The following is a 12,117-nucleotide window of genomic DNA, read 5'->3' as shown; positions in this document are numbered from 1 at the left end:
TTCAGATGGTGGGGATCCAGACGCGCATGGCCGACGGGCCACGACGGGCCCAGCGGTGGTACGGGTACAGCGGGATCTCGACGGCGGTCCCGGCATCAGAAACCCCGGGTGCGGCGTACGGCCACGCATCGTCGTCGACGGGCACGGCGCGACCGGTGACGATCACCGCACCGTCACGTTCGACCAGGTCAGTGCCGGGCTCGAGGCGGATCGTGTCGAGCGCGACCCCCGGCGGCAGGTCGACGGACTCGGCGCAGTAGACGAGCGGTCCCCGTTCGATGGCGACGCTTCCCCGTACCGCGTCGATCCGGGGGTCGGCGACCGTGACCCGGGGCCGGACCGCGAGATCCAGGACGATCGTCTCCCCGGCGACGAAGCGGCGGGTGATCCGGGCGTAGCCCGGAGCCGCCGGAATCCCGTCCACCGTCGCCTCCGTCGCCCACCCGGGAATCCGCAGCGCGAGGGTCCACGGCGTGTCCGGGGTGCGGACGATCCGCACGGTGACCCGGCCGTCGTCGGGATAGGCGGTGTCCACGTCGAGTTCGACGCCGCCCGCGGTGATCGAGGCCGGCGTGTACTGGTGGATCTGCACGCCGTCGTCGTCGCTGGTGGCGACGTAGGCGGCCAGGCTGGCGAAGGTGCGCGACAGGTTGGTCGGGCAGCAGGACACCGCGAACCAGGAGGCGCGCAGGCTGGACGCGGCCCGCGGGACCTGGGTGCCGGCCGCCGGTTCGGCGCCGGGAACCCGCTGGTGCAGGGTGTTGGCGTAGAAGAAGCGGGTGCCGTCGTCGGCCGGCGAGGTGGCGATGATATTGAACAGGATCCGTTCGATCAGGTCGGCGTAGCGGGCGTCGCCGCGCGCCAGCAGCAGTCGCCAGGCCAGCATGATCGAGCCGACACCGGCGCAGGTCTCCTGGTAGGCGCGGTCCGGCGGGAGCACGAAGTCGTCGCCGTAGGCTTCGTCCTGGTGCCGGGATCCGATGCCGCCGGTGAGGTAGGTGCGCCGCGCCGCCGCGTGCCGCCACTGCCTGTCGATCGCGTCGAGCAGCCCGTCGTCGCCGGTCTCCACCGCCAGGTCGACAGCGCCGGCCGCAAGATAGACGGCCCGGACCGCGTGCCCGCGCAGCGACCGCGCCTCCCGGATCGGCACGTCGTCCTGGAAGTAGGCGCGCCCGAACTCGATGTCGTCGAGCACCGGCCGGCCGCGCCGGTCGATGAACAGCCGAGCCTGTTCCAGGTAGCGGCGGTCGCCGGTGACCCGGTACAGCTCGACGAGCGCCGTCTCGATCACCGCGTGCCCGCATACCGAGGCGATGCCGTCCGGGCCGAACGTGTCACAGACGTGGTCGGCGGCCCGCACGGCCACGGTCACCAGGTCGTCGTGGCCGTGGGTGCGGGCCCGGGCCACCCCGGCCTGGATCAGGTGGCCGTGACAGTAGAGCTCGTGGCCCCATTCCAGATCGCTGTAGCGGGCCGCCTGGCCGGGGCGGCCGAAGTTGGTGTTGAGGTAGCCGTCGGGCTGCTGGGCGGCGGCGACCCGGGCCACGATCGCCCGGTAGCGGTCCTCGAGCGCGGGATCGTCGGCCCAGGCCAGGGCTTCGAGGAACTTGTAGACCTCGGAGTCGGAGAACTCCCGGCCCCGCCGCAGGCCCGACGGAAGGTCGAAGTTGGGCAGCCAGCCGGCCTTCTCCAGCCAGTGTTCGATGTGCGCGAACGACGCCGTCCGGCTGACGTCACGCCGCCGCTGCCAGAAGCCGGGGCGCAGGGTCACCTCGCCGAGGCCGAGCGGCCGCAGCCGGCCGGTGCTCGGGGCCGCGGGAGTGCCGCCGCGCCGGATCCATTCCCCGGTCACGGTCACTTCTTCGATCGTCATGGGTGCTCAACCTTTGAGTGCGCCGGACATGAAACCGCGGACGTAGTGCCGTTGGAGGGCGAGGAACAGCACGATGCAGGGCAGTGCCAGGGCGACCACGCCGGCCTCGGTGGCGCCGTAGTCGACGATCCCCATCACCTGCTGGCGCATGTTCGCCACGGCCAGCGGCAGCGGCAGCTTGCCGGAGTCGCTGATCAGCACGAGCGGGGTGATGAAGTCGTTCCAGGCGGCCAGGAAGGCGAACAGGCCGACCGTGATCAGGCCCGGCCGCACCGCCGGGACCAGGATGTGCAGCAGGGCGCGCAGGCTGCCGCAGCCGTCGACGAGCGCCGACTCGCCGAGCTCCTTGGGCACCGCCTCGAACGAGATGCGCATCATGAACACCGCGAACGGCAACTGGAACATGGTCAGCACCAGCGACAGCCCGACCAGCGAGTTCTGCAGGCCGAGGTCGTTGAGCAGCACGTAGAGCGGGATCAACAGGGTCGCGTACGGGACCATCAGGATGGCCAGGGTGAGCAGGAACAGCACGTTGCGGCCGGGGAACCGGAACATCGCGAACGCGTAGCCGCCGAGCAGCGACACGAACAGGGTGAACAGCACGGTCATCCCGGCGACCAGTGTCGAGTTGAGCAGGTACTGCCCGATCCCGGCCTGGTAGTTCGCCAGGGTCTGGTAGTTGCCGAGGCCCCAGCCGTCGATCTGCCGGGTGCCGGGCTGCGGGCTGACCGAGGCGATCGCCGCCCACAGCAGCGGCGCCAGGAAGAGGACGGCGAGACCGCCGGTGAGCACATACCGCGGAGTACGCGACATCAGTTCTCCCTACCGCGCAGGCCACGGAACTGCACGAGGTTGACGACCAGGAGCGCGCCGAGGATCAGGATCGACAGGGCGGCGGCCCGGCCCAGGTCGTTGGCGCCCTGGAAGGCCAGGTTGTAGACGAGCTGAACGATGGTGATCGTGCTGTTGTCCGGCCCGCCCTTGGTGAGCAGGTAGAACTGGTCGAAGGCGAGCATCGAGCCGGTGACGCAGAGGATCGTGCACAGTGCCAGGGACGAGCGCAGCAGCGGCAGGGTGACGTACCGGAACGTCTGCCACCGGGTCGCGCCGTCCAGCCGGGCCGCCTCGTACACGTCGCCGGAGATGCCCTGCAGCCCGACCAGCAGCAACAGCATGTAGAACCCGGCGAACCGCCACACGATCAGGACGACCGTCGACCAGAGCGCGCCGGCCGGGGTGCCGAGGAACGAGATCCCGAGGAAGCCGAGCGGGCTGCTCTGTGGCGAGTAGAGGGCGTAGAACAGCAGCGACGCCGACGCCAGCCCGAGCGCCGACGGCACCAGGAACGCGGTGCGCAGGAACCCGGACCAGCGGCTCGACTCCTGCACCAGCAGCGCCAGCCCGAGCGCCAGCACCAGCAGGATCACCGTGGTCACCAGCGTGTACTTGACGGTGAACCCGACCGCCGGCCAGAACAGCCGGTTCTGGACGGCGGCGGTGAAGTTCTCCGGCGCGTTGTAGCCGCGGTCGCCGGCGAACAGGTTCCAGTCCGACACCGACATCCGCGCGACGAGCACGGTCGGCACCACGAAGAAGATCAGGACGAAGAGCGCGGTGGGCGCGGCGTAGGCCCATCCGGTCAGTCGCGGTCCGCGCCGCTTGCGCACGACCTCGCGGTGTACGGCCGGAGCACGGCGCTCCTCGGTCCCGGTGAGGCTGGTCGTCATGTCTATTGGGCGAGGACGCTGGTCAGGGCCTCGTTGTCCGTGGCGAGGCTCGACGCGTCGCCGTACACCTGATTGCGCAGGAGGGTGACCCACGGGCTGCCCGGCGCGTTGAACGCCTGCTGGAAGTTGACGGCGACCGGGGTCCTGCTCTGCGGCGCGGCGGCGGTCTTGTTGATCGTCACGACGCGCGGATCCTCGACGGCGTACCGGTTGTCCACCAGGTCGGTGCGGGCGACACTGCTGTCGTTCTTGGCGAGCACCTCGACCTGGGCGGCCTCCGAGGTGAGCCAGGACAGGAAGTTCCACGCCTGCTGGGTCAGTTCCGAGTCCTTGGAGATGCCGATGCCGTCACCGCCGACGAAGGTGGAGCCGGTTCCGGCGGAGGCTCCGGGGATCGCGGTGACGCCGACGTCGACGGTCTTGGCCGCCGTCTGCAGCAGGGTCGCCGGGTACGGCATCACACCGACCTTGCCCTCCTGGAAAGCCGCGACCCAGGTGGCGCCGGTCTCGTCCTTCGCGCCGGGCGCGATCGCCCCGGCCGCCCGCAGATCCCGCCACGTGCGGTAGACCTTCTGCGCGGCCGCGCCGTCGAGCAGCGACTTCCCGCCGTCGTCGGCCATCACCTCCGCACCACTGGCCCAGATCATCGGGAACCAGGTGAAGACGTTGCAGCCGCCGCAGTTGCCGCCGAAGTAGGTGCCGTGGACGTCCGTCCTGCCGAGCTTCTGGACGGCGAGGGCGTGCTCCTTGAACTCGTCCAGGGTGGCCGGGCCCTTCTCCGGGTCGAGGCCGGCCTCCCGGTAGAGCGCCTTGTTCCAGAAGATCACCGACAGGTCGAGCACGAACGGGAGCACGTACTTCCTGCCTTCATACGTTCCGGCCCGCACGTGCCCCTGGTTGATCTCGTCGGCGTAGGACAGCTGGCCGATGCTCTCGGTCAGGTCGTGGAACAGGCCGGACTTCGTCCAGTTCGGCACGTAGACGATGTCGGCGGCGAACAGGTCGGGCAGGTCGCCGCTGCCGGCCGCCGCGCCGACCTTGGCGACGTAGTCGTCGTTCGGCACGATGGTCAGCTCGACCTGGTTCTTGTGCGTGGCGTTGTACGCCTCCACCAGGGCCTTCGCCTGCGACTCCAGCGGCGCCCGGGTCCACAGGGTCAGTTTCGAGCCGTCGTCGACCCCTTCGACACCGGCGCCGGCCGGCGGCGCGGCGGTGCCCTGTGCGCCGCCGTCGCCGCAGGCGGCCATCGTGGTCATGAGCAGCCCGGCCAGGATCGCCCTGCTCAACCTGTTGTGGCGCACGGAGTACCTCCGATTTTCGGTGAGTTTCGGTCCGAGCGGTCAGCAGGTACGCTGGGCACCTGGTCAAGCGGATCTAGAGATGCCGAAAAGGTTTTCAGGAACGTAATACGGAGGAAAAACTGTTGTCAAGAGCGTCGATGGGACCGGTCACCTTGCGTGACGTCGCCCAGCTCGCGGGGGTTTCCATCGCGACCGCCTCCAAAGCGCTGAACGGCCAGCCCCAGGTCCGCGCCAGCACCCGCGACCGGGTCATCCGCGCCGCCGAGCAGCTCAACTTCTCGCCGAACACGCTGGCCCAGGGCCTGATCACACAGCGCACCGGCACCGTCGGCCTGCTCACCTCCGACCTGGAGGGCCGGTTCTCCATCCCGATCCTGATGGGCGCCGAGGACGCGTTCGGCTCCGACCAGACCTCGGTGTTCCTCTGCGACGCCCGCGGTGACGCCATCCGCGAGAAACACCACCTGCGCGCCCTGCTGTCCCGCCGGGTCGACGGCCTGATCGTGGTCGGCGCCCGGCCCGACGCCCGCCCCTCACTCGGCCGCGACCTGCCGGTGCCGGTCATCTACGCGTATTCGCCGTCCGAGGATCCCGCCGACCTGTCCCTGGTCACCGACAACGTCGGCGGCGGCCGGCTCGCCGTCGACCACCTGATCCGGCACGGCCGCCGGCGCATCGCCCACATCACCGGCGACGCCACCTACGGCGCCGCCCAGGACCGCGCGACCGGCGCCCTCGCCCGGCTCGCCGAGGAGGGTCTCCAGCTGGCCGGCGACCAAGTCTGGTTCGGATCCTGGTCCGAGGCGTGGGGCCGCAGCGCCACTCGCATGCTGCTGGAACGCGACCCCGGCGTCGACGCCGTCTTCGCCGGCTCCGACGAGATCGCCCGCGGCGTCCTCGACGTGCTCCACCAGGAAGGACTCGACATCCCGCAGCGGGTCGCGGTGATCGGCTTCGACAACTGGAACATCCTGGCCGCCAACGCCCGCCCGCCGCTGTCCACCATCGACATGAACCTGGAACAGCTCGGCCGGCTCGCCGCCCAGCGCCTGTTCGCCGCGATCGACGGGACCCTCCGTTCCGGCGCTTCCGCTGCGGGCGCCTCCGCCTCGGGCGCCTCCGCCTCGGGCGCGCTCGCCCCGGGCACCGAGACCGTGCCATGCCGGCTGGTCACGCGGGAGTCCACCGGCTGACGGTTGGGACTTCCGTGGCGGGGTACTCCTCCTGCGTACACCTGAGACCTATGGAGGTGCCCGATGGCGTTCGACGACAAGGTCGACAACAAGGCTGAAGAGGTCGGTGGCAAGGTCAAGGAAGGTGTCGGCAAGGCTACCGACGACGAGCGCCTGGAAGCCGAAGGCAAGGCCGACCAGCGCGCCTCGAACCTGAAGCAGGCCGGCGAGAAGATCAAGGACGTCTTCAAGTCCTGAGTCGCTGAGTTTCCACGGACCCGGGGACACGTCCCCGGGTCCGTGACAGCATTCGGTACGTGTCAGACAGGGACGACGACGCCACCCAGGTGCTGCCGAAAGCCGAGGAGAAACGGCTCGAACAGCATTTCTGGGTACGCTCGGCGGCGCTCGCCGCCCTCGGTGTCGTGATCGTCGCCCTGCTCGGATCGGCGCTGCTGAGCATCTCGCACGCGCCGACACCGCACCACATCCCGTTCGGTTACGTCGGCGCCGACAGCACCCGGCAGAGCCTGGAACAGCAGGCCGGGGACGCGCTCGACGTCACCACGTACGACAGCCGGGACGCCGCGCTCACCGGCATCGGCCGCCTGGACGTCTACGGCGCCCTGATCGTCACCGCCACCGGCGTCGAACTGCTCAAGTCCACCGCCGCGTCCCCGCAGGTCGCCGCCACACTGACCGGCCTGGTCACCACCGCGTTCGCCGGCCGGGCCACCCCGACGGTCACCGAGACCACTCCCCTGCCGTCCGGCGACTCGGCCGGCGGCGGCCTCGGCATCATGCTGCAGGTGGTGATCCTCGGCGGCACGATCGGCTCGATGGGCCTGGGCCGCCTCGTCCCCCGTTACCGCGCCGACTGGGCCCGCGGTGAACTCCCCCTGATCTTCCTGATCCTCTACGCGCTGTGCGTCGGCGCCGGGATCGCCGGCCTGGCCCGCGGCTTCGGCGTCGGCGACCACGTCGACTTCCTCGAACTGATGCTCGGCCTCGCCCTGATCAACCTGGCCGCGACCGCCTCCACCAGCGCCCTGGTGTCCCTGATCGGCACCGCCGGCGCCGGCATCGGCGGCCTCCTCTACTTCCTGATCGGCGCCCCGATCAGCGGCGCCGCCACCGCCGGCCCGCTGATGCCGGCCTTCTGGCACGACTTCGGCCAGGCCCTGCCACCCGGCGCCGGCGCCACCCTGCTCCGCCGCGTCCTCTACTTCCCCGACGCCCCGATCGGCACCCCGATCCTGACGCTGGCTCTCTACGCCGGAACCGGCGCCCTGGTCCTCGGCGCGGTCAACCTGATCGCCGGTTACCGCCACCGCAAGAGCCTCGCCGGCCTCCCGTAGGTCCTGCGTTCGGGAGCGAGGCGAGGCCCACCACACCGGATCTAGCAGCCGACCACGGTGCGGCCGGCTCGCTGGGCCCAGGTGCACGTGTGATGGGTGGCGCCGGTCCTGGTCAGCAGGGTGGCCGTGTCGCCGGTGTTGTTCCAGACGTAGTTGCCGGAGTTCCAGTACAGGCGGGTTCCGCTGTCAGCGCCCTTGCCGGTGTGCAGCCACAGCCGGCCACCCCTGGCCGGAATGCGCACCTTGCCGAACGTGTAGGTCCGGGACTTGTCGTGGATGCGCCAGCCGGTCAGGTCGACGGCGGTGGAGCCGGAGTTCACCAGCGAGATCCACTCGGCGTTGAGGCTGGCGACGGTACGGGTGTCGGTGCCCGGCGAGTCGTACTGGGCGCTGTGGAACCGCAGGGCGGGCGCCGCCTGCGCGGGCGAGGCCAGCCCGGTGACGGCCCCGATCGTGACGGCGGTGATCGCGGGAAGAAGACGGCGCACGTGAACTCCTCGTTGTCTCGGTGCCCCCAGTAGACCCGGCGTGTGGACTCCGGTCGTCTCTCGCGCCCGAAATCCACACGCCCGGGTGTCGGCCGTCAGAGGCTGCGGGCCGTGATGTCGCCGTACCCGTTGGTGGCCTTGATGGTGACCGGGGCGCCGGCGCCCTCGGTGTTCCTCAGCGCGTTGTGCACCCGGCCGTGCGCGGCGCCCGCGTCCAGGGTCGCCGAGACGCCGGCGGCGACACCGACGGACACCTCGCCGTACGTGGTGGTCAGGGCCAGGTCACCGCGGACGGCCTCGTCGATCCGGATGTCGCCCTTCTCGACGCTGATCTCGGCGGGCCCGGTGAGCCGGCCGATCGCGATGTCCCCGGCCGAGGCGGTGACCCGCACTCCGCTCGCCTCGTCGATCTTGACGGTGGCCTGCGGCGCCTCGACCGTCACCTCGCCCAGACGCCCGACGGCCCGGAAGTCGGTGGTCGCGGCCTTCGCCTCGATCCGGGAGCCGGTGGGCAGCTGGATCGTCACCTCGACGGCTCCGGAGGCGCCGAAGTACTGATTCCGCACCGGGGCGGTGACCCGCAGGACGCCGTCACGGTAGTCGATCTCGACCTGCTCGGCGGCCTTCACGTCACGGTCCTTGCCGGCGTCCGCGGGGCGGACCTCGACGGTGCTGTCGGCCCGGTCCGCGGCGATGATCCGGATGTTGCCGGCGGGGAGGTCGAGGACGGCGGCGACGGCGGCGGGGGTGTTGAAGTTCGGCATCGTTCTCTCCTGCGGCTTGTTGTTTCCGATGAGTGAAAAGCTACGTTGCTTTCCAAGTATCGACAACAGACTCGTTGCACTATCCAGCCATTGCTGCAGCTCATATGCGTGCAATCGTTGCAACGGCTCGGAATTCAATGCAACGACGGGTCTGATAGCATTGCAATGAACTGACGGTGAACGCTCCATGGGAGGTTGCGATGCCGGGCGGCAGACTCACTCCGCAGGAACGCCAGCAGATCGCGCTGGGCCTGGCCGACGGTCTCGCCTACGCGGAGATCGCGCGGCGGCTCGACCGACCCACCTCGACCGTGACCCGGGAGGTGATGCGCAACGGCGGCCCCACCGGTTACCGTGCCGACCTGGCCCACCACGCCACCGAGCACCGGGCCCGCCGCCGGCGGCAGCCCACCGCCCGGGGACCGGCCGCGGTCCCGCCGGCGCACGGCCGCGACGCCGCCGCCGTCGCGGCCTATGAGGAGACGCTGACCAGCGTGTTCATCCAGTCCGGCATGCCCCGGATGATGTCCCGGGTGACCGCGTGCCTCTACATCACCGACACCGGCAGCCTCACCGCCGCCGAGCTCGCCGCCCGGCTGCAGGTCAGCCCGGCGTCCATCTCCAAGGCGGTCACCTTCCTGGAGAGCCAGGGCATGGTCCGGCGGGAGCGCGACGAACGCCGCCGCGAGCGCTACCTGATCGACGACGACGTGTGGTACCAGGCGACCCTGGCCAGCGCCCGGGCCCTGGCCCGGGTGGTCGAGACCTCCCGGCAGGGCGTGGGCGTGCTCGGCTCCGGAACCCCGGCCGGCAACCGCCTGGAGAACATCGCCCGGTTCCTCGCCTTCGTCAGCGAGACCACGCTGCGCGCGGCCGAGCAGGCGCGTGCGGTGCTCTACACCCAGCCGTCACCCCCCGTACCCGACGCCTCCGGCGGAAGCGGCGGAGACGGCGAGAGCCGCGATTGACCGCCCGGCCGTGGTCATCGCGTTGTGGGCGGCCAGCGGCACGGTGCCGCGGTTGCCGTCCGGGGTGAGCGCGGCGACCCATTCCGGCGGGGCGATCCGGTCGTGCTCGCCCCGCAGCACCAGCACCGGCGCGGCGACCAGCGGCAGCCGCTCGGCGATCGCATGCCGGGTGCTGTGCCGCAACGTCCGGTACACCCGGCGGATCCCGGCGTCGCGCAGATCGCGGGCGATGATCCGGGCCTGCCGCGGATCCTCGTAGGCGACGTCGCGCAGCCACCGGAACGCCTGCCCGGCCGGGGTCGGGGCGGCCGGATCCACGGTCGGGCCGACCAGCACCAGGGCGGCGGTCAGGTCCGGCCGGCGGACGGCGATCTCCACGGCGACCTGGCAGCCGAACGAGTTGCCCATCAGCGTCGCGGAGCTCAGCCCTGCGGCGTCCATCCACGCGGCCACGACGTCGGCGTGCTCGCCGACGTCGAGGACCCGCCGGGGACGCGCGGACAACCCGAAACCGGGCAGGTCGGGGACGTGGACGTCGCCGGGGAGAGCGGCCGCGGTCGGCATCAGATAGCGGTGCGACACCGCCAGGCCGTGCAGCAGCACATGTGCGGGGCCGCCGGAGCCGTCCCGGACCCGGGCGTGCAGCCGCAGGCCGCCGACGTCACGGAACCGGCTGGTGAACCCGCGGGCCGGGGCGGGCGCCGCGAGGGCCAGGCGCTCGTCACCCGTACCCATGCGGGCGATCTTTCGCAGTTTCACAGACCGGCCTTTACCCAGGTTGACCAAAGACGTGCGCGGGTAGGGCGAAGCCGTGTCAGCAGAACCGAAAGCCGGGCCGTCGCCCGAGGACCGCGCCCGCCTCGATAAAGAGGACCAGGAGGAACGGCAACTCGTCCGCGAGCCCGACGTCAACCAGGAGTCCAACCGCTCCGCCACCCGGCTGGAACTCTTCTTCGACCTGGCGTTCGTGCTGTTCGTGGCCCAGTGCGCGGACGTGCTGGCGAAGAACGAGACCGTCGCCGGCGGGCTGAAGTTCGCCGCGATCGTCGCCGTCGGGTGGTGGGCATGGGCCAGCACCACCCTGCACGCGAACCGGTTCGACACCGACGACGCCATCTTCCGGCTGCTCACCCTCACCGGGATGGGCGGGGTCATCGTGATGGCCGCCTCCACCGACCAGGTCACCGGCTCGGGCGCGACCTGGTTCGCGCTCGGGTACGTCACGCTGCGGATCGTGCTTGTGGTGGGTTATCTGCGGGTCTGGGTGGACCTGCCGGAGACCCGGACCGGGATCATGCCGTACCTGATCGGGCACTCCGCCGGAGCCGGATTCTGGCTGATCTCCCTGATGGTCGCCGCGCCCGGCCGCTACGTCCTGTGGGCCGTCGGCGTGCTGGTCGACCTGATCGGGCCCACCGTGGCCGCCCGGGTGCCGGACGCGCCGCCGCTGCACATGGAGCACCTGCCGGAACGCTTCGGCCTCTTCGTCATCCTGCTGCTCGGCGAATCGGTGGCCGGAACCGTCCACGGGCTGCACGACGGCAAGTGGGGCGGCGGTGTGGTGGTGACCGCGCTCGCCGCGTTCCTGCTGTCGGCGGCGCTGTGGTGGTCCTACTTCGATCTCTCCGGCGGCGCCGCGAAACGGCGTCTGGTGCAGGAGGGCGGCGAGCGGACCCGGCAGGGGGTCCACGACTTCTACGTGTACGCCCACCTGCCGGTCGCCGTCAGCCTGGCGGCCGTGGCGGTCGGGCTGGAACACGCCATCGTGCACGGCTCGGAAGGCCATCTCAGCGCCGGGACCCGCGGGGTGCTCGGGGCGGGGCTGGCCGGATACCTGATCAGCGCGGCCCTCATCCAGGGCGTGCTGTCCCGGCGTTACCACGCGGTCCTGATCTGGCCGGGTCTCGGCATCCCGGCCGTCGCCGTGATCATGCTGCTGGATCTGGCGCCGCCGGTGCTCGTCGGGCTGTGCGCGGCGGTGCTGATCGCGGGTGTCGTCACCGGCATCCACCAGCACCGGCAGGGTGAGATCAAGGTCGCCAAGGTTTGACCCCACGGAGGTACGGGCAAGTCGAAGCCCGTACCTCCGCCCGGATCTCGACATTGGAGTGAGTGTTCATGGGATTTCTCAAGCTGGCTGCCGGCGTCGCCGTCGGTTACGTGCTCGGTAGCCGGGCGGGCCGCGAGAAGTACGAGAACATCGCGGCCACGGCCCGCAAGGTCGGCGAGCACCCCACGGTCGTGCAGGCGCAGGAGAAGGCCAAGGCCCTGATCGGCACCGGCACCGACAAGGTGAACGCGAAGCTGAGCGAGGCCGCGGCGTCCGCCTCGGCCACGACGCCGTCCTCTACGTCCTCGACGTCCTCGGCCTCCTCGCCTGCGAAGTCGACCTCGACGTCCTCGACCACCTCGCCCGCGAAGTCGACCTCGACGTCCTCGACCACCTCGCCCGCGAAGTCGACCTCG

General features: G+C 70.8%; 13 protein-coding genes. 5 read left to right on the top strand and 8 right to left on the bottom strand.

All coding sequences use genetic code 11. The annotated features are described in order from the left end of the window. Position 1: 1 nt before the first annotated feature. From Aut01nite_RS28185 to Aut01nite_RS28170, 4 genes are read right to left on the bottom strand one after another with little or no spacing between them, the layout of a single operon-like run. Positions 2-1,873: a glycoside hydrolase family 127 protein gene (locus Aut01nite_RS28185; RefSeq protein WP_052163492.1), complete on the bottom strand. Its 1,872-nt coding sequence runs from the start codon at positions 1,871-1,873 to the stop codon at positions 2-4. A gap of 6 nt (positions 1,874-1,879) precedes the next feature. Further along, the gene (locus tag Aut01nite_RS28180; RefSeq protein ID WP_043524028.1) at positions 1,880-2,686 is read right to left on the bottom strand and encodes a carbohydrate ABC transporter permease; all 807 of its coding nucleotides are present in this window, start codon (positions 2,684-2,686) and stop codon (positions 1,880-1,882) included. Further along, complete coding sequence (locus Aut01nite_RS28175; protein WP_083998714.1) at positions 2,686-3,600, bottom strand: carbohydrate ABC transporter permease; 915 nt, start codon at positions 3,598-3,600, stop codon at positions 2,686-2,688. The genes Aut01nite_RS28180 and Aut01nite_RS28175 overlap by 1 nt, the downstream gene beginning before the upstream one ends. A gap of 2 nt (positions 3,601-3,602) precedes the next feature. Next, the gene (locus Aut01nite_RS28170; RefSeq protein WP_043524027.1) at positions 3,603-4,901 is read right to left on the bottom strand and encodes an ABC transporter substrate-binding protein; all 1,299 of its coding nucleotides are present in this window, start codon (positions 4,899-4,901) and stop codon (positions 3,603-3,605) included. A 137-nt stretch (positions 4,902-5,038) separates the two neighbouring features. Here Aut01nite_RS28170 and Aut01nite_RS28165 point away from each other — a divergent pair, with 137 nt between their 5' ends. From Aut01nite_RS28165 to Aut01nite_RS28155, 3 genes are all read left to right on the top strand, one after another. Then, positions 5,039-6,094, top strand: coding sequence for a LacI family DNA-binding transcriptional regulator (locus tag Aut01nite_RS28165; protein ID WP_043524026.1), 1,056 nt, complete (start codon positions 5,039-5,041; stop codon positions 6,092-6,094). Positions 6,095-6,157: 63 nt separating this feature from the next. After that, positions 6,158-6,331, top strand: coding sequence for a CsbD family protein (locus Aut01nite_RS28160; protein WP_043524024.1), 174 nt, complete (start codon positions 6,158-6,160; stop codon positions 6,329-6,331). 59 nt (positions 6,332-6,390) lie between these two features. Then, on the top strand, positions 6,391-7,431 hold the full coding sequence (locus Aut01nite_RS28155; protein WP_152628602.1) for an ABC transporter permease: 1,041 nt from the start codon (positions 6,391-6,393) through the stop codon (positions 7,429-7,431). A gap of 41 nt (positions 7,432-7,472) precedes the next feature. Here Aut01nite_RS28155 and Aut01nite_RS28150 read toward each other — a convergent pair whose 3' ends face one another. Further along, entirely contained in the window at positions 7,473-7,919 is a 447-nt protein-coding gene (locus tag Aut01nite_RS28150; RefSeq protein ID WP_043524022.1) for a lamin tail domain-containing protein, read from the bottom strand. 95 nt (positions 7,920-8,014) lie between these two features. After that, on the bottom strand, positions 8,015-8,683 hold the full coding sequence (locus Aut01nite_RS28145) for a DUF4097 family beta strand repeat-containing protein (protein WP_043524021.1): 669 nt from the start codon (positions 8,681-8,683) through the stop codon (positions 8,015-8,017). Positions 8,684-8,883: 200 nt separating this feature from the next. On the opposite strand from Aut01nite_RS28145, the gene Aut01nite_RS28140 reads away from it, so the two are divergent. Continuing rightward, the gene (locus Aut01nite_RS28140; protein ID WP_043524020.1) at positions 8,884-9,651 is read left to right on the top strand and encodes a GbsR/MarR family transcriptional regulator; all 768 of its coding nucleotides are present in this window, start codon (positions 8,884-8,886) and stop codon (positions 9,649-9,651) included. Here the strand turns inward: Aut01nite_RS28140 and Aut01nite_RS28135 are convergent. Beyond that, the gene (locus Aut01nite_RS28135) at positions 9,592-10,386 is read right to left on the bottom strand and encodes an alpha/beta fold hydrolase (protein WP_052163491.1); all 795 of its coding nucleotides are present in this window, start codon (positions 10,384-10,386) and stop codon (positions 9,592-9,594) included. The two genes, Aut01nite_RS28140 and Aut01nite_RS28135, sit on opposite strands and share 60 nt — an antisense overlap. Before the next feature lie 76 nt (positions 10,387-10,462). Here Aut01nite_RS28135 and Aut01nite_RS28130 point away from each other — a divergent pair, with 76 nt between their 5' ends. After that, positions 10,463-11,701 (top strand): low temperature requirement protein A, encoded by a 1,239-nt coding sequence (locus Aut01nite_RS28130; RefSeq protein ID WP_052163490.1) that lies wholly within the window; start codon positions 10,463-10,465, stop codon positions 11,699-11,701. 106 nt (positions 11,702-11,807) lie between these two features. Here Aut01nite_RS28130 and Aut01nite_RS28125 read toward each other — a convergent pair. Further along, positions 11,808-12,117, bottom strand: a 310-nt coding sequence (locus Aut01nite_RS28125; protein ID WP_204037712.1) for a hypothetical protein, incomplete at its 5' end; no start/stop codon positions are given.

Origin of the sequence: Actinoplanes utahensis, from assembly GCF_016862455.1 — a bacterium.
GTDB lineage: Bacteria > Actinomycetota > Actinomycetes > Mycobacteriales > Micromonosporaceae > Actinoplanes > Actinoplanes utahensis.
Note: the sequence above shows the minus strand (reverse complement) of the source record. Positions and strands in the feature narration are given on the sequence as shown.

What these genes read in the sequence shown, in the direction of transcription:
- Aut01nite_RS28140 (WP_043524020.1), top strand. Translation starts at nt 8,884, where the DNA reads ATGCCGGGCGGCAGACTCACTCCGCAGGAACGCCAGCAGATCGCGCTG.
- Aut01nite_RS28185 (WP_052163492.1), bottom strand. Translation starts at nt 1,873, where the DNA reads ATGACGATCGAAGAAGTGACCGTGACCGGGGAATGGATCCGGCGCGGC.
- Aut01nite_RS28165 (WP_043524026.1), top strand. Translation starts at nt 5,039, where the DNA reads ATGGGACCGGTCACCTTGCGTGACGTCGCCCAGCTCGCGGGGGTTTCC.
- Aut01nite_RS28160 (WP_043524024.1), top strand. Translation starts at nt 6,158, where the DNA reads ATGGCGTTCGACGACAAGGTCGACAACAAGGCTGAAGAGGTCGGTGGC.
- Aut01nite_RS28175 (WP_083998714.1), bottom strand. Translation starts at nt 3,600, where the DNA reads ATGACGACCAGCCTCACCGGGACCGAGGAGCGCCGTGCTCCGGCCGTA.
- Aut01nite_RS28180 (WP_043524028.1), bottom strand. Translation starts at nt 2,686, where the DNA reads ATGTCGCGTACTCCGCGGTATGTGCTCACCGGCGGTCTCGCCGTCCTC.
- Aut01nite_RS28135 (WP_052163491.1), bottom strand. Translation starts at nt 10,386, where the DNA reads ATGGGTACGGGTGACGAGCGCCTGGCCCTCGCGGCGCCCGCCCCGGCC.
- Aut01nite_RS28145 (WP_043524021.1), bottom strand. Translation starts at nt 8,683, where the DNA reads ATGCCGAACTTCAACACCCCCGCCGCCGTCGCCGCCGTCCTCGACCTC.